Source organism: Leeuwenhoekiella aestuarii (assembly GCF_004104055.1).
Lineage (GTDB): Bacteria > Bacteroidota > Bacteroidia > Flavobacteriales > Flavobacteriaceae > Leeuwenhoekiella > Leeuwenhoekiella aestuarii.
On record NZ_QOVJ01000007.1, the window covers coordinates 84155 to 108398 of the forward strand.

Below are 24244 nucleotides of genomic sequence, written 5' to 3' on the forward strand. Positions count from 1 at the left end.
AATTGATTTAAAATCAAGACGTAATTGTTTAATAGCGCTGATATGGATCAAAGTTATTCATTGTTAAGTAAAGAACTAAATAAAGCTAAAAATCAGAAGAATATTATTATCTATAACTTCTCATTTACTTTTTATAGGTTCTAGTTGCCGAATATTATTCTAAAATTAAAACCTGTTAATCTATTACTAAACCTGCTTACTTTTATAGAACAGCTTTAAGATGTTGTATTTTTAATCTGTTTAAAAATCAATATTCGCATGTCAAAGAAAAAGCTCAATCAACTCGAAGCAACTGCAATTTGTGGTAATGATATTAGCTCCTCTTGCCTTTATGTATCTGCATTGGCCATTGTTTATGCCGGACAATATGCATGGATATCTCTTTTAATAGTTGCGGGAGTTCTTTTCTTTTTTAGAAAAATTTATGGGGAAGTTGTTGGCGCATTACCTTTAAATGGCGGCGCATATAACGCCCTTTTAAATACAACCAAAAAATCTACAGCTTCTCTTGCTGCAGCACTCACCGTGCTAAGCTATATGGCAACCTGTGTCATCTCTGCAACCGAAGCGATCAAATATGTTCATAGCATCTGGGAATTTATCCCGGTTATCCCGGTAACCATAGGCCTTATGCTGATTTTTATGGGACTTGTAATTCTGGGAATCGGGGAATCTTCTAAGGTAGCTATCGCAATCTTTCTGTTTCATCTTACCTCACTTACTTTACTTTGTGGTTTCTGTATTTATTTCTTTTTAACCGAAGGTTTTGACACCCTAATTCAAAATTTTAATCATCCTATTAAAACTAGTATTACAACAGCATTATTCTTAGGTTTTTCTGCAGCGATGCTGGGTATAAGTGGTTTTGAAAGCTCGGCAAATTATGTGGAAGAGCAGAAAAAAGGGGTCTTTCCAAAAACGCTACGCAACATGTGGATTGTGGTAACCATCTTCAATCCGTTGATTGCGTTTTTAGCATTAGCGATTATTCCTATCAATACAGTAGTAGATAATCAAGATGCCTTACTATCGTATTTAGGTAGACTTTCTGGTGGAAACTGGCTATCTCTAATTGTAGGTATAGATGCGGCTCTGGTACTTAGTGGAGCGGTGTTAACATCATTTGTAGGTGTTGGGGGGCTGATGGAGCGTATGGCATTAGATCGAATTCTTCCTAGTCCTTTATTAAAGAAAAATGCGAAAGGAAGCTCCTATATTATTTTTATTCTTTTCTTTGGTCTTTGCGCTTCAATACTGTTAGTTACCGGTGGAGACCTTGCTCAGCTTGCGGGTATTTACACCATTGCCTTTTTGCTTGTAATGGTCTTGTTCGGTATAGGTACGGTACTTTTAAAGATAAAAAGAAGTCAGCTTCCCAGACCAGAACGCTCTTCATGGATAGGTCTTTTTATTGCAATTGCAGCTGTTACTGCAGCAATTATAGGTAACGTCATTCTCAATCCCGGTTATCTCATTATATTCTTTGAATACCTCATTCCTACATTGTTTGTAGTGTTTTTTATGCTGTATCGCGTAAGTATATTCAAGGCTTTTTTAAAACTATTGGATTATGTTTTTCCTGACGGCGGAAAGCTTTTTGCTCGTTTAAACCGAAAAACAAAAGAACTTCTCAAGAAAGTAAATAGTCAGCAATTTGTGTTTTTCACAAAAAACGATAACATCGCTACGCTCAACAAGGTTATGCAGTATGTATCTCATAACGAACCTACAAAACGACTAAAAATAGTAAGTGTAGGAGATTCTGAAGAAATAGAAGCTTCAACGCTGCCCGGTGACATTAAGGTATTAGACCGGGCCTATCCTGAAATTGATATTGAATACATAGTAGAGCCCGGTACATTTTGTCCTGAAAAAATAAATGAATTATCAAAACGCTGGAATATACCAACTAATTTTATGTTTATAGGCTCACCTAACGAAGATTCCGTCTTTTCAGTCGAAGAATTAGGAGAAGTTAGGCTGATAATCTAATAGGTGTATAATTTACTGTAGTACTCCTTAATAGAATTTTCCCAAGAAAAACGTACCGCTTTCGCTTTGCGTCTCATTTTATTCCATTTGACTCTATCCTCAAAATAAACATCCATACAACTATCAAAAGAGGCTACCATATTTGCAATTGTATCTGTAATGTTTTCACCTTTAAATGAAAAGCCATTCTTACCCGTATCTATCGTATCAATCAAACCGCCGGTGTGATGTACTAAGCATAAAACTCCGTTACGCATGGCGAGCATCTGGCTTATTCCGCAAGGTTCAAAAAGACTAGGCATAAAATAAAGATCAGATTCCAGGTAGATAGAATCTATAATATCTTCAGATTGGCCGTTTATAAAAATAAAATTAGGGTGCTCATAACTAATCTCTCGCATAAGCATTTCATATTCTGGTTCTCCAGTTCCCAACAAAATAAATATACCGTTACGCGCTTCTAGTTTTGTTAAGATCTCTTTGAGTGCTTCGGGTTGTTTTTTGAAGAAATAGAATTTTTGCTCGGTCATTCTGGCAACACTAGAAACCACAAAACTAGGTGGGTTCTCAATAAGGTTTACTACCTTTTCGCCTGTATTCGCAAGAATATCTGCTTTGTATTTTTTAGACTCTTCCTGTATCCATTTAAATAATTGACGAAGAATATTAGGATATAATTTTCCCTTTTGAGCGACGCGCATATTGTGATAATTTACACCATTTAGTATTCCGTGTAAGCGTCCTTCTGCAAAAGCCCTCTTCAAGTCTTCTTCAAGACTTTCACCTCCAATAAATTCTGGTTTATGGCTGGGCTTCATAATATCTTGCATATACGATGGGCTCACCGTATGTACTTCATCAGCAAGGCGAATGCCTACTGCCATCAGGTTGATGCAGTCGTTATAACGATCATCTTTTACAATCTCATACTCGTAGCCGACTTCCGGAAAAAAATTATTTAAAGATGCAAAATTGTCATTCAGCGGACGTATGCCTTGCAAGCTCAAATTATGTATACTGTAAACAAACCAACTCTGTTTTAATATAGCATAATCTTGATGAAATTTCCTATGAAACAATAGCAACGCCGTGTGCCAGTCGTGTAAATGAATAACATCTATGTTATCAAAAATATTCTGTTTAATAGCCTGTGCTACTGCTGTATTAAAAATGAAATACTTAATGGTGTCTGTAAAAAAAGGCTCTTCAGGATCATCGTTGTAAATATGAGCGATATTACCTTCTACAATTTCTGGATGATGTATTACATAATGTGCAATGCCAATAAATTCTTTCTTAGGCTTAACCTCATAAAGTTCTGCTACAGTCTCTTCCCCTCTAATATTGAATTTAAGTTCTGTTATTAAACGCCCATTTTTATGGAGTCTATTATAGGCTGGCACAATAACATGTACCTGATCTTCAGTTGCAGCAATTTGCCGGGGTATGTCTCTTACAACATCTGCCATACCTCCCGCTTTACAATCTGCAAGGGCGTCATTTTCAGCAGAAACAAATAAAAAATTCCTCATTAGTTGATTTTGATCTGTTAGAAATTTTCATATCAAAAATTTGGGCCTTTGATATATTTTTAATTTACACCCTTAATAATTAATAATTAATAAATCGATACTCAATTATTCATTATTCTTCATAATATTCATTTTATATTTGAATTTTAGAATATGTATTTCAAAACCTTTCTTTAACTATATAAACTTTATAAAATTATTATTTATAATATTAATTAAAGGTTAATTCTAAATTTAAAATCAACAAAAACATCACATATTTTATGCTTGTATAAAAACATTCTTATTAGATGTGGTTTTTGACTAAGAATAGTAGATTTTATGAGTCTAACTAATGATCTTTACAGCTGAAAAATTGAGTTTTAACGAAACGCTAATACCTCAATTTATATTTTGAGTGTAAATTTCAAAATATGAAAACTAACCAAAGCAGCTTTCTCCTTATCCTATTGTTAAATCTTTGTTTTCTAAGTGGTATTGCCCAAGATTCTACACAAACAACATCTGGTAAAGATTTACCCTCAAGTAAGCCCACAGTACCAGAAGACGGGCGGTATTTACCCAATGCAATTAAAGAATACAATGAAGCTTATTTCGTTTTAAACAGACTCAATATACCTATAGGCTTACCTCCTAATACATTCAATTTTCAGTCTCCACAAGCCACTTTAGAACACTTTATAGTAAGTTCTCGCAATGGTAATTTTGAAGATGCCGCATATGCCTTAAACCTTAATCTATTACCAGATAACTTAACTAAAGAACAAGCTGAAACACTAGCTGAAAAATTATATTTTGTACTCAATCAACGTGTCAAAATAGACTGGGGAGGTTTGTCTGATCGTCCAGATGGTCAAATAGATATGAGTACAAACACCAATCAAGCTATCGCCGGTAAACCAATGCGTAGTGTAGTTTTTGGTGAAATTGATCTGGATGGAAAAGATGTTGTTTTGCGTATGCAGCGTGTAAAGTATAAAGAGTTTGGAGCCTTCTGGTTGATCTCTGCAAACACTGTTGAAAATATAGATAGCCTATATGCTGTTTACGGTCCACGTGAATTAGACCGAATGATGCCAGACTGGGCACGTATACGGTTTCTTAATATGCCTATTTGGAAAGTTGTAGGAACGCTGATTCTTATTATACTAAGTTACTTTTTGGGTAAATTGAGTTTATTTATTTTACGCAGAATGTTTAGGAAATCTGATAAAGTCTGGGTAAAAACCATTGCAAAACGTTTGGCTACTCCAGCCGGCTGGGCAATTGGCGTTTTATTCTTTTACATAGCTCTAAATAAGCTCATTTCTTTTGGAGGTTCTTTTGCAAGCACCCTATACGCAATTCTTTTAATTGCTGTAATAGGTACGATTACCTGGTTTATTATGCGCTTTATTGATTCATTTATGGTCTATGTAGCCGAAACCAAAATAGGCGACGCAAACCCCGAGGAAAATAACGAAGCTAGAATGATGATGACTTATATATCTGTAGCGCGCAGAGTGATCACGTTTGTAGTAATTATTGTGGGAGCTTCAGTTATACTATCTCAATTCAGGTCTTTAGAAAAACTGGGGATTTCTTTAATAGCTTCCGCAGGTTTAGCAACAGTAATTCTTGGTGTGGCTGCACAAAGCACTTTAGGTAATATTATTGCGGGTATACAAATCGCAATTACACGCCCCGCACGTATAGGTGACACTGTAATAATAAAAGACGATTGGGGCTATGTGGAAGACATTAGATTTACTTATATGGTCGTACGAACCTGGGATTTGAGACGCTTAGTTGTGCCTTTGAAATATGTAATTTCTAATACTTTTGAAAACTGGTCGATGACCAGCGCACATCAAGTAAGACCAATTGTTATCTATGCAGATTATAAAATTAATGTGGAAGATGTACGCAGTAAATTTTATGAATTGTTAGAAGATGAAGAAGATTGGGATCGCGATACACCACCCAGCGTTCAGGTTGTAGATGTTACCGAAAATTCAATCAAGTTAAGAGCGTTATGTAGTGCTAAAGATGCTTCTGCCACGTGGGATTTACACTGTATCCTACGCGAAAAGCTTATTAAATATATTTCTACATTAGAAGACGGTAGGCACCTTTCTAAATCGCGTATTCAGTTTGAAAATAAGTTGGTAACAAATATAGATTCTAAACCTAAAAAGAGAGCGAAAAACGAAAAAAAGGACGAGCCATCTAAAGATTAGTAAACTTTATTAGGAAAAGGTAATAACATTATCTGAAGAAAAAATTTTATTATTCTTCTTCATCATTTAAAGCAAACTCTAATTCTTCCGTGAATTCTAAGGTGTGGAAAACATTTTGTACATCATCATCTTCTTCAAATTTCTCTATGAGATTCAATATTTTCCGTGCTTGATCAACTGGTAATTCAATTGTATTTAAAGGAATACGTTGCAATTCGGCATTTTTAGTTTCGATATTCAGTTCTTCAAGATGTTGAGACATTTTGCCAAAATCTGTAAACTGCGTATATACTACAAATACTTCCTCATGATTTTCAAAAGACTCCGCCCCGCCTTCAATAAGCTCCAATTGAAGCATTTCAAAATCCCGTTTAATTTTAGTCTTATCTAATGTGAAAACTCCTTTACGACCAAATAGAAATTCAAGCGAACCATTAGTTCCCAAACTTCCTCCATTTTTAGAAAAAATCGAACGTATTGATGCTATAGTTCGATTAGAATTATCTGTGGTGCATTCTATAAAAAATGCGATTCCGTTGGGACCATAACCTTCAAAGGTGAGTTGCTCATAAGAATCAGCATCTGTGCCAGATGCTTTCTTTATTGCTCGTTCTATAGTATCCTTAGGCATATTTACTCCCTTAGCATTTTGTATAGCATTTCGCAAAGTCGGATTAGAATCTGGATCCCCGTTTTGATTATTTTCCTTAATAGCTACCGTGATCTCTTTGATCGCTCTGGTAAATTCTTTTGCTCTTTTTTTATCCTGAGCTCCTTTGCGGTGTTTTATATTAGCCCATTTACTATGTCCTGCCATTTCAATTATATTTTATGTCTAAAATCAATATAAAAGATTGTATACAGATCGCCAGTATTTTAACCCTTTTTTAAATTTTATAGGGATGGATATAGCTTATATAACTCTTCGGGGCAAGCCCGGGAAGCATTAAACTGAACACTATATTTTTAACATGAAATAAGTCTCGAAGCATTTAAATCTCGATTATCGAGTAATAAACATTTTTAACGCTATTTTTAAGCTATGGAAGAATTACTGAATCTCAATTACGCACATCTTTTTGAAACAGAACTTTTAAAAGAAATTTCTGAAGCTGGAATCTTAAAAGAGGCTAAAGAAGGAGAAATGCTTATGGATATTGGTCAGTATATCACGGCTATGCCCTTACTCATTAGTGGTGCTATTAAAATACTGAGAGAAGATCAAAACGGTGACGAACTTTTACTCTATTTTCTTGAAAAAGGAGATACCTGTGCACTCACGCTCTCATTTACCCGTGGTCAAAGAAAAAGCGAAATACGCGCCATTGCAGAATTAGATACGGTACTGATTATGATTCCTATTCAAAAAATGGAAGAATGGAGTTCTAAATATAAATCCTGGCGCAATTTTATTTTTGACAGCTATCAGAACAGACTTGAAGAAATGCTGGACACCTTAGACAGTATCGCATTTATGCGTATGGATGAGCGCTTATTAAAGTATTTAAGAGATAAGCAAAACCTTACCCAGCTTGACGAAATACACAGCACACATCAAGACATTGCTTATGAGATGCATACCTCTAGAGTAGTAATCTCACGATTACTTAAAAAATTAGAATTAGAAGGAAAGCTAAAAATTAACCGAAATAAAATAGAATTACTAGACTTAAACTAGCTGTCTAAAGCCTCCCGCATTGCCTTAGCTTTAAGTAAGCACTCTTCATATTCATTTTGAGGTAACGCCATTGCCGTGATCGCACTCCCCACAGAAAAAGATACGTAAGGTTTTTCAGAATTATACAAAATACTACGAATTACTACATTAAAATCAAAGTCACCTTCTGGAGTAAAATATCCTATAGAGCCACTATACAAACCCCTTTTAGAATTTTCTAATGCCTCTATAATTTGTAATGCAGAAATTTTAGGTGCGCCAGTCATACTTCCCATAGGATATGCCTTTTTTATAAATTCAACAGGTTCTACTTCTTCATCAATTATTGAAGTTATAGTTGAGATCATCTGATGTACTTGCTTGTAAGAGTATACCTTGCACAATTCTTCAACTTCCACACTACCTTTCTTAGCAAGCTTAGACAGATCATTACGTACCAGGTCAGTGATCATAATATTTTCGGTACGCTCTTTTGGATCTTTAGCAAGTTGTTCGGCGAGTTTTAGATCTTCAATAGGATCGATACTTCTACGCGCTGTTCCTTTTATGGGTTGGCTGATGAGTTGGTTTCCTCTTTTGGCCAAAAAGCGTTCTGGAGAAGAGCATAACGCGTAGTGCCCGTTAAGTCTCATATAAGCTGCAAATGGTGCCCTAGAAAGTGAATTGAGTTTTTTAAAACAAGAAATAGGATTGATTTTTTCTTCTGTATAAAATTCCTGGCAAAAATTAGCCTCATAAATATCTCCACGTTTGATATGATCTAGCATTTTAGATACCTGCTCACAATACATTTTTTTGCTGAATCGCCTTTTTATTTTAGGGGCAGGTAAAGGCTTTACTACATTTTTACAAGAAGGAGATTTGAAAATATTTTGAAAATCTATTTCTATTTCACCCACATAAAGAGGTAAATATAAAAACTCAATAATCCCCTCTTTTATTCGTATCAATTTTTTAGGTTGAAAGAAACAAAGGTCCGGAAAACCGAGTTCATCATTATTTTGAGAATGTAGATCTTCCAGTTCGTTTTTTAGATCGTAAGAAAGGTATCCTAGTATCCAATCCTTACGTTTATTACGAAAGTTAGCGAGTTGTGAAAATGCATTTCCTACTGAAGCCTTAAGTAAATGCTCTGCTCCTATACCCAACAAAACATCAAAACTTCCGTAAATATCTTTATGTGTATTTGCGGTAAATAAGCAACTTACCGGCTCATCTTCAATCCAATCCAGAAGAAGATTGATTATGTCACAATTCAGCGGAAGCTTTTTAGATTTTACAATTCGCATAGATTTGCGAAATTACAGTTTAGCGCATAAAAAAACCGCTAATTTCTTAGCGGTTCTGTAATTAATTGAAAAACAATTACTGCTTGTCAATCCAGTCTTTAAGTTCTTCTTTAGTTTTTCCGGTTTTTTCTTGAAGCTTACCAAGCATCTGGTCAAATTTACCTTCAGCGTGTGTTGTATCATCATCAGTCACATCACCGTACTCTTCTTTAAATTTTCCTTTTACTTGTTTCCATTTTCCTTCTAATTGATCACTATTCATAGCTTTGACTTTTTAATTATTAATTATACCTAAAATTAGTCTGAAGCATAGACTATTTGCGCCAATAAAACGCTAATCTTTGCTTGACAAGCGTTAAATTTGCTTAAAACTATTATCTCATGATCAAATTGCTTTTACCACTGCTCGCCATTTTTATCCTTTCTTGTAAAGACAAGCCGAAGGAAACTGCGATGGCCAATAGTGATCCTCAGGAAGCTATCTATTACCTTATAAGACATTCCGACAAAGAACGAGGCCCAAATGCTGGTGATGATCCTGCTCTAACAGAAATTGGAGAAGCACGAGCAAAATTCTGGGCAGATGAATTAAAAGATGTTGATTTTGATGCGGTTTATAGCACTAATTTTAAAAGAACAAAAAGCACTGCCCTACCTACAGCAAATCAAAATGATTTACAAATAAAGCTTTATGACCCTACCAATCTATATAACACAGAATTTCAACAGGAAACAGCAGGGAAAACTGTTTTGATCGTAGGTCATAGTAATACCACTCCAGCTTTTGTAAATGCTATTGTGGGTGAAAACAAATATGATGAGATTGATGACTCTAAATATGGTTATCTATATGTTGTAAAAGTAGATAATGGCAACACCGAAGTTGAAATAAAAGATTTTAACAGCTGGAGCCAAGAGTAAATCACCTTTGGGAAACCCTCCCTATTTATTTTTGATTTTCAGAAACGGTAACATCTTGTAGTTCTATTTTAGAAAGCAAATCAAGCTCACCATTTGCAAATAAACTATCAAGGCTTTCTAATGGCGGAAATTGTTCTTTAGGTTTAAAATTGCGGTAATCCACAAATCGAATTCCTTCGATTTCTCTTATGTTGTATGCTTCTCTAAAACGCGTTCCTCCTTCATTTACGTGATAGTTATAAGCTAAAAAATCTACAGTAAAATGTTTGGTATTTATCCAATACATATATTCATCTTCAAAATCCTCTCCACCACCTTCTTGACTAAAGGTTACTTGAATCTCATAATAGGTTTTTCCGTTTATTGTAGTCTCTCCAATCTTTTTAGCATTTACCGCTTCGGCATCTAAGCCATACGGTAGCACCGAAAAATAATGCACAGAGTTTACATTTCCGGAAAGTGAGCTGATTAGCGAGTCTGCAACAGGCACTTCTTTTTCATTAATAAAACGTTTAAAATCAGAATTGGTAAGTTGATCCAACGTATCTTTAAAAGCGGGATCGGTACTACGTTCTAAACGGTATAAACCGTTATTGCGTTTCGCTCTGTAGTATTTATCCCTAAATTTAAATGTAATTGTAGACGTATCAATAGTTTTACCCCCAACTTGAGAAATTGCTTTTTGTATGATGGTATCTGCATCAAGTTTTTTAGGGTCTTCTTTACAGGAAAAGATAAATAAAGCGCTTAATATATAAAGAATTCTATATTTCATTTTTAATTGATTTAAGGGTAGCGACAATAAATTTATTGCACGTTTTAGGGTTATTTAACCACAAAATTAAAGCAATTAAAAGCAATAGCAGTCCAACTAAGAAATTAGTATTTTTGCAGTGTTATGAAACAGACCAATACAATTAATATCAAAAACAAGAAGGCTCGATTTGAATATGAGATTCTTGATAAATATATCGCCGGTATCAAACTTGCCGGCACCGAAATTAAATCGATTAGAGAAGGTAAAGCTTCTATCGCAGAAAGTTTTTGCGAGTTTGAGGGCGATGAACTTTTTGTGATCAATATGACCATTCAAGAGTATTCCCACGCAACCTATTTTAATCACAATCCTAAGAGTAGTCGTAAATTATTACTCAACCGCCGTGAACTCAATAAACTGCTTAAAGAAGTGCGTAACAGCGGTCTCACAATTGTACCATTACGTTTATTTATAAACGATCGCGGTCTGGCTAAAATGCAAATTGCACTAGCTAAGGGTAAAAAATTATACGATAAGCGTGAAGCTATTAAAGATCGGGACTCTAAGAAAAGATTAGGTCAAATTAAAAAAGCTTTTAACAATTAGTGCAACACTTAAAAAGTAGTGAGCGTCTTTAAAGAAAATTACTTCGGAAAAATTAAAGAATAATATACTAGCTTTTAGCTAACTGTAATTTAATCTCCGAGCAAAAACTTCTCTTATGACCCAAAAGCTACTTGTTTTCTTAGCGTTATGTTTATGTTTTAACGGTTACTGCCAAATCACCGGGCTAGTCACAAATAATGACAACGAACCTCTACCCTACGTAAATATTTATTTAAAAAATTCTGCTACCGGAACGACAACTAACGGTGACGGAAACTACTCACTATCACTTTCTAAAACCGGAAAACACACAGTAATTTTTCAGTTTTTAGGATATAAAACAAAAGAAGTTGATATCAATATTGATCAATTTCCATATGAACTCAATACAGTTTTAGCTGAAGAAACTACTTCGCTTGATGAAGTAGTTGTAGATGCAAAAGGTAATCCTGCAGATCGTATCATCAGAGAAGTAATCAATAAAAAACCTGAAATCTTAAAAAAGCAAAATGCTTATAGAGCCGACTTTTATTCCAGAGGTTTGTGGCGTGTAGAAAATGCTCCTGAGAAGTTTTTAGGTCAGGAAATAGGTGATTTAGGTGGTGGGCTTGACTCTACTAGAACCGGTATAGTTTATTTGAGTGAGACTATTTCTAAAATTGCATATCAAGCTCCTGATGATTTTAAAGAAACGATTACTGCGAGTAAAGTGAGCGGTAACGATAATGGTTTTAGCTTTAACAGTGCTCAGGAAGCTGATTATTCTTTTTACAATAATACGCTTGAGATCAATTCTCAATTGGTCTCTCCTATAGCTGATAATGCGTTTAATTACTACAATTATAAGCTCTTGGGTGCTTTTCGCGAAGGAGAGAAACTCATCAATAAAATTGAAGTCACACCAAAACGTAAAAATGATCGCAATTTTGAAGGAATCATTTATGTTGTAGAAGACGATTGGCAATTGTATGGTGCAGACCTTAAAACTACAGGAGCTGCGATACAAGTACCGTTTGTTGAGGAATTGGTTTTTAAGCACAATTTTAAATACGATGCCGATAAAGAACTCTGGGTTAAAATTTCACAAAGTATAGACTTTAGCTTTAAACTTCTAGGTTTTGGTGGTAACGGAAGATTTACTGCTGTATACAGCAACTATAACTTTGAACCCCAATTTGAAAAGTCGAGTTTTACTAATGAAGTGTTGAGCTTTCAGCCTGAAGCCAATAAAAAAGACAGCTTATTTTGGCAAAAAATACGTCCGGTGCCTTTAACTTTAGAAGAACGCTCTGATTATGTAGTAAAGGATAGTCTGCAAGAAATACGCGATTCTAAACCGTATAAAGATTCTATTGATGGGGTAAGTAACAAATTCAGCTTAACAGACCCTTTGTTGGGGTACTCATACACCAATACTTATGAGCGCTGGCGTGTGGGATATAAAGGTCCGTTACCAGAACTTCGTTTCAATACCGTACAGGGATTTAATGCCTCTACAGGTTTATTTTATAGTACCTGGACTGAAGATTACAAACAAGTTACTTATGTTAGTCTAGATGCCAATTATGGAATAGATGATGGCCGTTTACGTTTTACGGGGAGTTTAACGAAACGTTTTAATAGAATTTCAAACAGAAGTATAGGCATCTCGGGAGGTACAAAAGTTCAACAGTTTAATGCAAGAGAACCTATTTCACCTTTAATAAATAGTATTTCTTCATTATTTTGGGAGCGTAATTATATGAAAGTATATGATCTTGATTATGCCCGACTATTTTATAGTGAAGAACTTTTTAATGGATTCAAATTCTATGCAAACGCTTCTTATGAAAAGCGTTCGCCGCTCTTTAACACGACAGATCAGGTGTGGATCAAAAACCGTGTTGACTATACCTCAAACAATCCATTAGCACCTGAAGATTTTAATACTGTAGCAATACAAACACATCAACTAGGTAAATTCAATGCACGAGCTGTTATTAATTTTGATCAAAAATATATGAGTTATCCAGATGGAAAATTCAATATTGATGAATCTAAATATCCAACGCTAACCCTCGATGTCGAGCAAACCTTTGCAGCTTCAAATAGTGATTATAATTTTACACAGTTTGCGGCACAGCTTAAACAAGAGTTTGATATATCAAATAAAGGAAGTTTTGGTTATAATTTACGGGGTGGTACATTCTTAAATTCAAATAACATTAGTTTTGTAGATTACCAGCATTTCTCAGGCAATCAAACCCGACTTAATCTAGAAGGGCGACATCTTAATAGTTTTAATCTGTTGCCCTATTATGATTTTAGTACAAACAACAGCTATTTTGAAGGACATCTGGAACATAATTTTAAAGGTTTTGTTCTTGGTAAAATACCTGGAATACGAGCTTTAAATGCAAATCTTATACTTGGAGGTCACAGTTTATTAACACAGGAAAACAAACCCTATTATGAGTTTTCTGCGGGTATAGGTAATCTTGGTTTTGGTAAGCTTAAATTTTTAAGAATAGATTACGTTCGCTCTATTAACGGTCCCAATAAAGACGGTGCATTTATGTTCGGGCTGAGTTTTTAGCATTATTAGAATTTGTAATTTTAGACTTCAAAAACAATAAAATGCGTTACTTCTTATCTCTATTAACCTGTAGTTTGTTACTCTCTTGCAAATCAGATAAAAGTTTAGAATTAAGCGTTATTGAGGGGTTTCCGTCTGAAATTTTGGGATGCAGTTGTTATTATGCCACTTCAGAAGAAAACTTCAAAAACCAGCGCTTTATTTACTTAGATAGCTATGAGGCCACGCCGGCTTTTATTAGTATTGCAGATACGCTCGTTCCTATTGATCCCAAATCTAACTTAAACTATAAAGTTGAATTTGATATTGAGAAGGAAGTTCAATTAGATCAAGAGTTATTTCACAGAGAAGGTACACTTAAGGTAACTGCTGCTGACGGTTCAATTTATACAACTCCTATTTATGGGGAATGTGGTTGCTAATTACTTTCTATGGAAAAATTAAAACAACCTGAAGTATGGCTAAGAGGTCCAGTTGAAAATATTCCTGTATTACTGCAGCCTGTTGCCTTTGCTTTATTGCAAACAAAAGAAGAATTGCATTTTTGGCTTAGTGAATTTCCTCAGGAAAAACTTTGGAAAAAGCCTTCAGGACGTGCAAGTGTTGCGTTTCATTTACAACATTTAACCGGTGTTTTAGATCGAATGCTTACCTATGCTAAAGCAGAAAAATTAAGTGAAGATCAATTTCAATATTTAAAACTCGAAGGAGTTCAAAATAATGCATTATCAATAAAAGAACTTTTGAAAGCTTTTGAAGATAAAGTTGAAGAAGCTATAAGCTTTTTAAAAACTATAGATTCAGAAACTCTCACGGAAACCCGAATTGTTGGAAGAAAAGAATTACCAACCACTTTATTTGGTTTACTCTCTCATGCCGGTGAGCACAGCCAGCGCCATCTTGGCCAGCTACTTGTAACGGTGAGTTTTTTAAAATCAGACTAATTGTTTACTATTTTATTCTTTAAAGCATACAAAACCAGACCTATTCTACTACGAACTTCCAGTTTTCTAAATAAAGTATCCCGGTAATTATCTATTGTTTTAGGACTTAGACACATTTCGCTAGCAATTTGCTTGTAAGTCTTATCAGAACAGGCAAGCTCCATAAACTCTAATTCCCGCTGAGAAAAATTATCTTGAAGTTCGTCCTCATCTTTCCTGGAAACCCCTTTTAATAAAGCCGTAGTTACGTTGTCTGTATAAAAGTGGCCTTTACTTATCACCTCTTTAAGAGCCAAGTGTAAAGTATCTGGGTGAATGTCTTTTAATAAATAACCCTTGCTTCCTGCCTTAAGCATATTGATAATGGTTTCTTCTTCATCATCCATAGATAAGGTTATCGTTTTTATGTTGGGATGATTTTCATTTAGCCAGTTCAAGGTTTCAAAACCATTCATTACTGGCATATTGATATCTAATAAAATAATATCAGGTTCTTTAGACGTCTGGCACATTTTACCAATTAGATCATTACCATTACGAGCCATAAAAGCTACCTCAAACCCCTCAAAACTATTAATGAGCCCCTGCAGCGATTGAGCAAAGAGTATGTGGTCATCAACAACCCCCACTACGTAATTATTCATAATAAAATTTGGTTAGTTAATACTTGTATTTTACAAAGGTAGTTATAATTCTTTCATGTTTCGCTTTAAATACCTGATTACTAAAATAGTACCTTTTTCTTTTACAGAATGCAGACTATATTCAGCGTTAATAAGAGCTGCCCTACTTTTCATATTTACCAAACCCGAACTAACAGCTATCAAATTTATGTCAAAGCCGATACCATTATCTTCTGCTTTTATCAAAATTTCGTGTTCACTGAACTCAAAATCTATATTTAAAAGAGATGCTTTAGCGTGTTTTATGACATTGTTTAAAAACTCCTGTATAATTCTAAAAAGTATAAGCGCATCGTCTTGGGGTGGTTGCCAAATCGCACCTGAAGTATTAAGAGTAGTATCTAGAATCTTTAAACGTTCTAATCTGTTTAGTTCATTTTTTGTGCTTTCAATCAGCCCTATTTGATTAATTACCTCTCTATTTAAGTTGCGAGATAGCGATCGTATTTCTTGCAACGATTTACCTATTAAACCTTTAATTTCAATTAACCGTTCTTCATCTCTATAATTAGATGTATTTGTGAGAATATTGAGTTCTAAGTTTGCAACAGATAGCAATTGCCCTATGTTATCATGCAATTCCCAGCTTACATTCTTTAGCGTGGTTTCCTGTATCTCAAGCTGTGTACGTGCAACCTCTTCCTGATATCTCAAAATTGCTTCATTACGCTCTGTGATGAATTTTATTTTTCGCTTTTGAAAAACTGTAAATAAAATGAAAACTAAAATTAAAAATGCAAGCAGCACCAGTGAGCACACAAAAATGAGTAGCTCAAAAGATTCTTGTAAATCATAAAATTTTATAGGATTCATCGCTTAAAGTGAGTTGTTATCAACAGGATGCTCTATCGTAAAACGATCTGCCCTAACAAAAGCAATAGCAAAGCAACAATATTGAATACAATTGATTAAAAATAATACGATGCTTAAAATTATAGGATTCTCTTGAAGAAAAAACAAATAAGTTATATAAAACGGTAAGAATGTAACACAGTAAACTAATATGCCAAACGAAACCCAGAAATAGGGAGACTTTGTTATGTGCATCACGACTTCTCTATTGAGCATTTCAACAAAATAAAAAGAAACTGAAATAATAAGAAATAGAGTTCCTAAAGAAAAAGAATATGTCAAATAATCTACAAGAAACTGTTCTAAAAAAACAGCATCTATAAGCCAGAATGAAACATAAACAAAAAATAATATCTTGATTATTCTTTTGCGTATAAGAGACTTTAGTACCGAATGATACCACGCAATAAAAAATGCAAAGTTTACTAATACATAAACATTATAGACCGGTGTGTTTACAAATCCAAAAAGATCATAACACACACCGGCAAAAATTTCTGTTATTAGAACATAAATCAGGAAGAATAAAACATACTTAAATTTAAAATCTTTAATCTCTTTATATCTAAGAAATCCTATCACGATCGCAATAAACTCTAAATACTGAGAATATGAGCTCAATTCCTGCATATGATTCTAGCTTCTATTGGTAATCTTCTGGAGGTGGCTTTCTCAAGTGCCCCATATTAAGCGGTGCAATCTCTAGATCTTCATTACTTTGTAAAAAGGAATTGTAATTTATCAATCCGGCTTTTTCAACTGTTTTCATTCCAGTAGGAACTATAAACAGTGTTGAGTAGCCTGCTACTTCCTCATTAGAATGGTCTTTAGGATAAGCACCATAATATACTCTCAATCCATTTACTTTTGATCCTTTTTCTGCTGCTTGTGATTTAGCATAAGCTATATATTGCTCCAGATCTTCTATAGACCACCAACTCGATCTACTATCAGGCATTCCTATAGTTTTATTAATGGCATCAACTCGAGTCTCAGTAAATGTTCGGTCTAGTATTTTTGCTTCTTCAATTGAAATTACTCCCTTAGGAGGCTTTGCAGACTGGTCTTTTTGATCCATACAACCATTTGAAAGAACCAAAGTAAATGTTACCAAAACAAGCCATGTTCTGTTTAAAAGTTTACGATTCATAATTAAAAAATAATTTAGATTTCTAAAATAAACTATTTTAAATATAAGAACCTACTATTCAATAAAATAGGGTGAAAACCCCCTTAATTGAGAGGGGGTTCTCAGGAATAAAAAAAAAGGGTTTTTAAGCAACCTTTTTCAGGTTTTTACTTCTAATTATCAGTTACTTATAAGCATATATTTGGGTAAGACAAAAAATCAAATTCTCCATTTGTATGCTTTACGAAGCCCTTGAAATATTACGTGAGCAAGTAGCGATCTATATAAATGATTCTGGTCTGGGCTCAGACAAGGTTTCTCTAGATTCTATTACTCATTTTATAGATAATCCTAATACGGATGATGAAGAGTTAGACAACAAGGTCATCTTATCACTTCTCAATCTACAGGAAGAAAGTTCTCTTAAAAATCAACGCAATTTTGCGGTTCAAAATGGGAATCCTGTCTATAAGAACAATCCTGTACACCTTAATGCATACGTACTTTTTACATGCAATCGCAATGATTATGCATTCTCTTTGAGATCTCTGGCTGCGGTTATAGAATACTTTCAGGGGAAGAAAATATTCAACCACAAAAACACAGTTTTTACACGCAATACCCAAATAATGCAGGCTGTAAAAGAGTTTAATTTTACCATAGAACTTTATACTCCATCTTTTGAGGAATTAAACTACATCTGGAGTATGCTAGGTGGTAAAGCCTATCCTGCAGCAGTTTACAAAATCAATTTAATCAATATTGAAAGAGAACATATTGCAAATCAAGGCGCATTACTTACACAAATTAATACGACTTATATAGATATCAATTAATGAGTGTTCAAATGATATATCGTCCACTTTTTAAGATTGATATTTATCATCACTATTTTCTAGATGATGGTACAGTTTCTTTTGATGAAAACTCTATTCTTAAACAAAAGCAACTTGCTAAATATAACTGGCAAACATTTGGTCATGTAAAACCTACTAAATAGGTGATGCTCAAGTAGAACAACGGGTATTTGCTTGGCAATATTTTGATGCCGAAGCTGTACTCATCAAAAATCAAGTTATTCAATTGAAAAAACCTCTTCAGGAAGAACCTATAATGAGTGGACAACTCGTTTTAGAAACAGACTATGTACAGCTTCTAATTACAGGAAAAATACCAGACCCTGAATTGAGTATAGAATTCCCTGCTAAAAAATTAGAAACAACGCTCACGTGGGATGATCTTATTTTAGCTGAAAAAACAAAAAGGGAGATTGAAGAATTAGAGATCTGGTTAAAACACAATCAAACACTTAGCGAGAAACACGATAATCGTAAAAAATTTAAGCCTGGTTATACTGCTTTATTTTATGGCCCACCGGGAACAGGAAAAACTCTAACAGCAAGTCTCCTTGGGAAATATACCGGTAAGCCGGTATATCGTATAGACCTCTCTGTTGCCGTTTCTAAGTTTATAGGAGAAACCGAAAAAAACCTTTCTAAACTTTTTGACCGTGCACGCTACAAAGAATGGATCCTCTTTTTTGATGAAGCTGACGCTATTTTCGGAAAACGTACTCAAGTACGTGACGCTCACGATAAGTATGCAAATCAAGAAGTTTCTTATTTGCTACAGCGACTTGAAGAACACCCGGGATTAGTAATTTTAGCTTCTAATTTTAAATCAAACATAGATGCAGCCTTTACACGCAGGTTTCAGTCTATAATACACTATACCACGCCAGATTATATATCAAGACTTAAACTTTGGCAAAATTCTTTACCTAACAAGTTGAGTTTTAGCAAAGAAGTAGATTTATCACTAATGGCTAAAACGTATGACATCACCGGCGCTAATATTAATAATGTTATGCACTATTGTTGTCTTCAAGCTTTAAACAACAAAACAAGTAAGATTACTCATTCAAACATTATTAAAGGTCTTAAACGCGAATATCTTAAAGAAGATAAAATGTTTTAAGATCAATAAAACTTTTAAAGTCTAGTAGTATATATACAGTTTCAAAAAAAGCTCCATTAAAACTGAGATTTTAAATAAGTAATTATAGTATACTAAAAAATATATTGATGAATGTGTAGCTAGGTGTATCGCTAGATAAAAAAAGAATTAGCATTCTCCTTTAAAAAGTGAAGGGCTTTAGACATTTGATTTTCTACAGTCTTTATTGAAATCCCCAAGTCAACAGCAATTTCTTTATACTTTTTTTTCTGAATCTTATTTTTAATAAAAACCTCTTTGCACCGTGGTGGTAGCTTATCTATAAGATTATTTAGCTTTTCTAAATCGCGATCTCTTTCACTAGTATCCTCTTTTTGCGCACTTGCGATAACCTCCCATCGAATATTATCAAGAAAATCAAACTTTATCTTTTGTTTTCTTATATGTTGTAAGAATTGATTGTGACAAGAACGGAATAAATAGCTCTTTAATGAAGTCGTTATTAAAATTGTGTCTCTTTTCTCCCAAAAATTAATCATCGTCTCCTGTACTATGTCCTCTGCCAGACTGGGATCATTACAAAGTTTTAATACGTAATTACACAACCATGTATAATATGTTGAAAACAAATATTTATACGCAGCAGTATCTCCTTTACGTAACTTTTTTAATAATTTTTTATCGTCCATTTAGTATATCATAATTTCTAAATTAATAAAAATTTAAAATAGATAGGGGTTTTTTGTCAAAATTGTATCATATAGTTGACAAACTGACTATATCAACAATGAAATCAGAAATAATACTTATCGATAAGTTTTTAAAAGGGACTATTTCCAGTAAGGAAAAGCTTGAATTAAAAAAATGGGTTCTTGAAGATCCTGATCATTTAGAGCTCTTTAAAAAGAAGATAGAAAAATATAATCCGGATAGCTCGATAAATTTTGACGCCGAAAAGGCTTATCAAAAATTTATAACAGCTACAAAAGCTAAGAAGCAAACACCTAGATTAGCGTATCGCATACTAAAGTATGCTGCCATCTTTGGTTTGTTATTTACAATAGGTTATCAAGTGAATGAGTACACTAACGAAGAATTTGTAAATGGGCAAGTGGCGAAACCTGAAAATGCTTTTGATTCAACAGATCAAATTGTCATAACACTTGCTGATGGTTCCCAAAGAGTGCTGAGTGCAAAAGATGAGAACCAGATTAGAGATAAAAACGGAAACATCGTTGCTAAGAATAACAATAATTCCCTGTCGTTCGTATCAAATGAATCTTCAACTTCAGAAGAGTTAATTTACAACGAAATATATATTCCCTACGGCGAAAAATTTAAGATCGTCTTGTCAGATGGCACAACAGTACATCTAAATTCTGGTTCCAAGTTGCGTTTTCCGCAGCAATTTGTGAATTCAACAGCAGAGCGAAAAGTATTCCTCGAGGGCGAAGGTTTCTTTGAGGTGACCAAAAATGCTAAAAAGCCTTTCATTGTTAATGCGAATGATATAGACGTTAAAGTTTTAGGAACCAAATTCAATCTTTCATCATATGATACTAACGAGTCTGTAACTGCGACGTTGGTGGAGGGAGCCGTAAGTGTTTATAGAAATAGTGCTCCGGAAGAAGAATTGAGATTATCCCCAAGCTATCAGGCTTCTTATAATAAAAAGGATGGCAAGCTTGATAAAGCCGTGGTAGATACAGAAATCTATACCGCCTGGATGCAGGACAAATTAATTGTAAATAATCTAAAATTTTCAGAAATCCTGGTAAAACTGGAGCGCCTTTACGATGTGAAATTCATCAATAAAGCTAAAAATCTGGATGATGAAGTTTTTAAAGGAGAATTTAATAACGAGGACTTGGAAACAGTCTTAAAGACCATTGCGTTAAGCACACCGTTCAACTATGAAAAAAACAATAATGTTATAACAATATCTAATTAGAAAAGAAAAAGGAAGTGCTGCGAACACCCCCTTTTTTATAATAGATCATCAGTAATAATTCTAACAATCTAAACACACCTAAAATTATGAAAAATCATGGAAGAAACCTTGTTCTTCTAAAACAGGAACTTGGAAAAAAAATGAACTTTAAAATGAAAATAAGTTTAGTCTTAACATTTTTTGCTTTATTTCAATTATCTGCAAATACGGTTTTATCACAAGATAAAATTGAATTTGATGTCAAAGAGGTTCAGCTGCAAAAAGTATTGGATGAGATTGAGTCACAATCTGATTACAGTTTTTTTTACAACGTCAACGAAATCGATGTAGCTAGGAAAATTTCTTATTCTGCTAAGAAAGAGAATATTGAGAATGTGCTTAAAAATCTTTCTGATATAGCCCATTTTAATTTTGTCTTCAACGGAAAGCAAATTGTCCTGACCAAAAAAGAACAGTTCAGTTCTAATCCTGTTTCAATGCAATCTGTTGTAAATGGAGTAGTCAAAGACGATGGAGGATACCCGTTGCCTGGAGCTAATATCCTGGTTAAAGGAACCACCATAGGTGCTACAACAGATTTTGATGGAAATTTTACAATTGAGGTTCCCGCAGATAAGAATATTCTGGTAATATCTTATGTAGGCTTTAAAACAACTGAAGTAGACATTACGGGTAAAAACACGATTGATATTCAATTAGAAGCCGCTGCTGCCCAACTTGACGATGTTGTTCTTGTAGGATCAAGAGGTAAACCCAGAACAGATGTTAACCGTCCGGTACCGGTAGACGTGGTAGAGGCTAAAGAATTGGCTCTGACAGGTCAAACAGATTTAGGTCAGCAAATTCAATTCTCTTCCCCATCATTCAACTCTGCAAAATATGGTGTTAACGGTACCACAAACTATGCAGAACCTGCAACTTTAAAAGGGATGTCTCCTGACCAATCTTTAGTATTAATCAATGGGAAAAGAAGACATCAGTTTTCAACACTGAATTTAAATGTTTCTCCAGGTTTAGGTACCATTGTTACAGATATCAACTCCATCCCATCTGGTGCGCTTAGCAGAATTGAAGTATTGCGTGACGGTGGAGCTGCACAGTACGGTTCAGACGCAATATCAGGTATAATCAATTTAAACTTAAATAAATCAGTAGGAGAAGGTACGTATATTGGTACAGCTGGTATTCATAAGGAAGGCGATGGTGTTACTTTTAAGCACAGTATCAATTACGGTTTTGGTTTAGGTAAAGAGGGTAGTTATTTAAACACAACCTTAGAGATGTTTACCTTTTCTGGAACTAACAGGTCTGATACTTATACAGGAAGAATATATCCCGTTACACCAGATGACTACGATCAAACGGGCCCTACTCCAGACTTTCCGTATGATACAGCTAATCCAAGAGAAGATAGAGGTTATTACCCACAGGGAGATGTTGTTGTAGGTAATTATGGTTCAAATGAGAATGATACTTATCAGGCATTTTACAACGCAGGATTGCCAATAGGTACAAAAGATTGGAAATTATACAGTTTTGGAGGAGTATCAAGAAAAGATATTTTAGCCTACGGTTTTTTTAGAGCACCTTCCAATTTTGGAAATTCGGCTTTAGGTATTTTTCCTGATGGTTTTGTACCAGAACTTCCAGGTTCTTCTGTAGATGTTTCAACCGTGGTAGGTGTAGATAGAGTTACACGAGAAGGTTGGAACTATGACTTAAGCCTTAGTTACGGTAGAAACTATCTGGATCTTTTTGCTAATAACACGGTGAATCCCTCGATGGGTACTGCATCACCCACAGAATTTAAAGTGGGAAGGTATGACTTTAGACAAACAATAGGTGAATTCAACATGTCTAAAGCGCTTAGCGAAACCTTTAACTTAGCCTTTGGAACACAGTATCGTACAGATAGATTTTTGTTAAAGCAAGGTTCTCCCGAATCCTTTGAAGTTGGACCGTTAGCAACAGAAGGTAAAGCAATAGGATCAAGTGCAAGACCAGGTATCGCAGATATTGATGAAAATGATTTATCAAGAAGCAATTTTGCTATGTACGTTGACGTCGAAAAAGATTTTTCTGAAAAGTTATTAGTTGCAGCAGCTGTTCGTTATGAAAATTACAGTGATTTTGGAGGTAACTTATCCGGTAAACTGGCAGGGCGTTATAAATTAACTGAAAACCTAGCATTAAGAGGTTCTTACAACAGAGGTTTTAGAGCTCCATCTGTAGCACAGATAGGTAACCGGGTAAATACGTCTACAGTACAAAATGATGTAATCGTGATTACTAAGCAAGTATCTAGTGACGACCCTAGATTGGCTCAATTAGGTGTTAAAGATCCAGAGGCAGAAATTTCAAATAACTATAACGTAGGTGTTACTGCTAAATTACTTGGAGGTAAGTTACTGTTTACTGCAGATGCTTTCCGCATAGATATTAATGATCGAATTGTTATTACCGAAAGATTGGATACAGGTGATTTTCCAGCAGTTGCTGCGCTGTTTCCCGAAGCGAGTGAAATTCGTTTCTTCACAAATGCAATTAGTACCAAAACAACCGGTGTAGATATTGTAGCAGCTTACAAAGAGCGATTTTCAGAGAAAAGTAATTTCTCAGGGAGTTTAGCTTTGACCTTAAACCAAACAGAGGTTGTAAGTCAACAAGCTGCACCTGCTGAGCTTACCGCTGGCGGTGATCCTGATTTTAAACTACTAGGTGAGGTTGCAACCCAATTAATAGAAGTAGCACAGCCACGATACAAACTTTTGGCCAGCCTTAATTACAATACAGGTAGATTTGGTTTTATAGGTCGTATGACACACTTTGGAGAAGTTCAGGCAGCAAGTGGTGGTTTATCCCTGGAAGATCCTAACGTAATTGAAAGTGATTCGGGAGATAGACTAGTACAGGTATTTAGTGATAAAGCGCTAGTCGATTTATCAATCTCATTTAGATTTAGTGACAATTTCACATGGTCTATAGGTAGCAACAATATTTTTGATACGTATCCAGATAAGTGGAATAACACAAGAGATGGTGCTATAGGTCAGGCCTCTAACTATTCAAGTGGTCAGATCCCATATTCTAGAAATTCAAATCAGTTTGGATTTAATGGAGCATACTATTATACAAGTTTGAACATTAATTTTTAAAAATT

General features: G+C 34.5%; 23 protein-coding genes. 13 read left to right on the forward strand and 10 right to left on the reverse strand.

Annotated elements, in window-relative coordinates; genetic code table 11:
- Positions 1–258 precede the first annotated feature (258 nt).
- Positions 259–1992, forward strand: a complete 1734-nt coding sequence (locus DSM03_RS15260; protein ID WP_128762617.1) for an APC family permease — start codon at positions 259–261, stop codon at positions 1990–1992.
- On the opposite strand, the gene DSM03_RS15265 is transcribed toward DSM03_RS15260, so the two are convergent.
- Positions 1989–3524, reverse strand: a complete 1536-nt coding sequence (locus DSM03_RS15265; RefSeq protein ID WP_128762618.1) for a glycogen synthase — start codon at positions 3522–3524, stop codon at positions 1989–1991. The genes DSM03_RS15260 and DSM03_RS15265 overlap by 4 nt on opposite strands.
- Positions 3525–3937: 413 nt before the next feature.
- Between DSM03_RS15265 and DSM03_RS15270 the strand changes: the two genes are divergently transcribed.
- Entirely contained in the window at positions 3938–5743 is a 1806-nt protein-coding gene (locus DSM03_RS15270) for a mechanosensitive ion channel family protein (RefSeq protein ID WP_128762619.1), read from the forward strand.
- A gap of 49 nt (positions 5744–5792) precedes the next feature.
- On the opposite strand, the gene DSM03_RS15275 is transcribed toward DSM03_RS15270, so the two are convergent.
- The gene (locus tag DSM03_RS15275) at positions 5793–6560 is read right to left on the reverse strand and encodes a YebC/PmpR family DNA-binding transcriptional regulator (protein WP_128762620.1); all 768 of its coding nucleotides are present in this window, start codon (positions 6558–6560) and stop codon (positions 5793–5795) included.
- 225 nt (positions 6561–6785) lie between these two features.
- Between DSM03_RS15275 and DSM03_RS15280 the strand changes: the two genes are divergently transcribed.
- Positions 6786–7421 (forward strand): Crp/Fnr family transcriptional regulator, encoded by a 636-nt coding sequence (locus DSM03_RS15280; RefSeq protein WP_128762621.1) that lies wholly within the window; start codon positions 6786–6788, stop codon positions 7419–7421.
- On the opposite strand, the gene DSM03_RS15285 is transcribed toward DSM03_RS15280, so the two are convergent.
- Together DSM03_RS15285 and DSM03_RS15290 are read right to left on the reverse strand one after the other, a co-directional pair.
- A complete protein-coding gene (locus DSM03_RS15285) occupies positions 7418–8710 on the reverse strand; it encodes an anthranilate synthase component I family protein (RefSeq protein ID WP_128762622.1) in 1293 nt (430 codons plus the stop codon). The genes DSM03_RS15280 and DSM03_RS15285 overlap by 4 nt on opposite strands.
- A gap of 76 nt (positions 8711–8786) precedes the next feature.
- Positions 8787–8972: a CsbD family protein gene (locus tag DSM03_RS15290; protein WP_128762623.1), complete on the reverse strand. Its 186-nt coding sequence runs from the start codon at positions 8970–8972 to the stop codon at positions 8787–8789.
- A 119-nt stretch (positions 8973–9091) separates the two neighbouring features.
- Between DSM03_RS15290 and DSM03_RS15295 the strand changes: the two genes are divergently transcribed.
- Positions 9092–9631, forward strand: coding sequence for a SixA phosphatase family protein (locus tag DSM03_RS15295; RefSeq protein WP_128762624.1), 540 nt, complete (start codon positions 9092–9094; stop codon positions 9629–9631).
- A 25-nt stretch (positions 9632–9656) separates the two neighbouring features.
- Here DSM03_RS15295 and DSM03_RS15300 read toward each other — a convergent pair whose 3' ends face one another.
- The gene (locus tag DSM03_RS15300; RefSeq protein ID WP_128762625.1) at positions 9657–10406 is read right to left on the reverse strand and encodes a DUF6503 family protein; all 750 of its coding nucleotides are present in this window, start codon (positions 10404–10406) and stop codon (positions 9657–9659) included.
- A gap of 123 nt (positions 10407–10529) precedes the next feature.
- Between DSM03_RS15300 and smpB the strand changes: the two genes are divergently transcribed.
- The 4 genes from smpB (at position 10530) to DSM03_RS15320 (ending at position 14513) form a co-directional block, all read left to right on the forward strand.
- A complete protein-coding gene (gene smpB / locus DSM03_RS15305) occupies positions 10530–10994 on the forward strand; it encodes an SsrA-binding protein SmpB (RefSeq protein WP_128762626.1) in 465 nt (154 codons plus the stop codon).
- 115 nt (positions 10995–11109) lie between these two features.
- Positions 11110–13569, forward strand: coding sequence for a DUF5686 and carboxypeptidase regulatory-like domain-containing protein (locus DSM03_RS15310; RefSeq protein WP_128762627.1), 2460 nt, complete (start codon positions 11110–11112; stop codon positions 13567–13569).
- A gap of 41 nt (positions 13570–13610) precedes the next feature.
- Positions 13611–13991, forward strand: coding sequence for a hypothetical protein (locus DSM03_RS15315; protein WP_128762628.1), 381 nt, complete (start codon positions 13611–13613; stop codon positions 13989–13991).
- A gap of 9 nt (positions 13992–14000) precedes the next feature.
- Entirely contained in the window at positions 14001–14513 is a 513-nt protein-coding gene (locus DSM03_RS15320) for a DinB family protein (protein WP_128762629.1), read from the forward strand.
- Here the strand turns inward: DSM03_RS15320 and DSM03_RS15325 are convergent.
- From DSM03_RS15325 to DSM03_RS15340, 4 genes are read right to left on the reverse strand one after another with little or no spacing between them, the layout of a single operon-like run.
- A complete protein-coding gene (locus DSM03_RS15325) occupies positions 14510–15157 on the reverse strand; it encodes a response regulator (protein ID WP_128762630.1) in 648 nt (215 codons plus the stop codon). The two genes, DSM03_RS15320 and DSM03_RS15325, sit on opposite strands and share 4 nt — an antisense overlap.
- Positions 15158–15199: 42 nt before the next feature.
- Positions 15200–16009 carry a sensor histidine kinase gene (locus DSM03_RS15330; protein ID WP_128762631.1) on the reverse strand — a complete coding sequence of 270 codons (810 nt, stop codon included), beginning with the start codon at positions 16007–16009 and terminating at the stop codon, positions 15200–15202.
- 3 nt (positions 16010–16012) lie between these two features.
- A complete protein-coding gene (locus DSM03_RS15335) occupies positions 16013–16678 on the reverse strand; it encodes a hypothetical protein (protein WP_128762632.1) in 666 nt (221 codons plus the stop codon).
- A gap of 13 nt (positions 16679–16691) precedes the next feature.
- Positions 16692–17198 carry a hypothetical protein gene (locus tag DSM03_RS15340; protein ID WP_128762633.1) on the reverse strand — a complete coding sequence of 169 codons (507 nt, stop codon included), beginning with the start codon at positions 17196–17198 and terminating at the stop codon, positions 16692–16694.
- A gap of 215 nt (positions 17199–17413) precedes the next feature.
- Here DSM03_RS15340 and DSM03_RS15345 point away from each other — a divergent pair, with 215 nt between their 5' ends.
- The 3 genes from DSM03_RS15345 (at position 17414) to DSM03_RS15350 (ending at position 19154) form a co-directional block, all read left to right on the forward strand.
- Complete coding sequence (locus DSM03_RS15345; RefSeq protein WP_128762634.1) at positions 17414–18013, forward strand: Pvc16 family protein; 600 nt, start codon at positions 17414–17416, stop codon at positions 18011–18013.
- Positions 18013–18177: a hypothetical protein gene (locus DSM03_RS18995; protein ID WP_161567108.1), complete on the forward strand. Its 165-nt coding sequence runs from the start codon at positions 18013–18015 to the stop codon at positions 18175–18177. The genes DSM03_RS15345 and DSM03_RS18995 overlap by 1 nt, the downstream gene beginning before the upstream one ends.
- Positions 18178–18260: 83 nt before the next feature.
- Positions 18261–19154, forward strand: a complete 894-nt coding sequence (locus tag DSM03_RS15350; protein WP_236638932.1) for an ATP-binding protein — start codon at positions 18261–18263, stop codon at positions 19152–19154.
- A gap of 131 nt (positions 19155–19285) precedes the next feature.
- Here the strand turns inward: DSM03_RS15350 and DSM03_RS15355 are convergent, their stop codons facing one another.
- Positions 19286–19822, reverse strand: coding sequence for an RNA polymerase sigma factor (locus DSM03_RS15355; protein WP_128762636.1), 537 nt, complete (start codon positions 19820–19822; stop codon positions 19286–19288).
- Positions 19823–19920: 98 nt separating this feature from the next.
- Between DSM03_RS15355 and DSM03_RS15360 the strand changes: the two genes are divergently transcribed.
- On the forward strand, positions 19921–21084 hold the full coding sequence (locus DSM03_RS15360) for a FecR family protein (protein ID WP_128762637.1): 1164 nt from the start codon (positions 19921–19923) through the stop codon (positions 21082–21084).
- A gap of 152 nt (positions 21085–21236) precedes the next feature.
- Positions 21237–24239, forward strand: coding sequence for a TonB-dependent receptor domain-containing protein (locus DSM03_RS15365; protein ID WP_161567109.1), 3003 nt, complete (start codon positions 21237–21239; stop codon positions 24237–24239).
- The last annotated feature ends 5 nt before the right edge of the window (positions 24240–24244 follow it).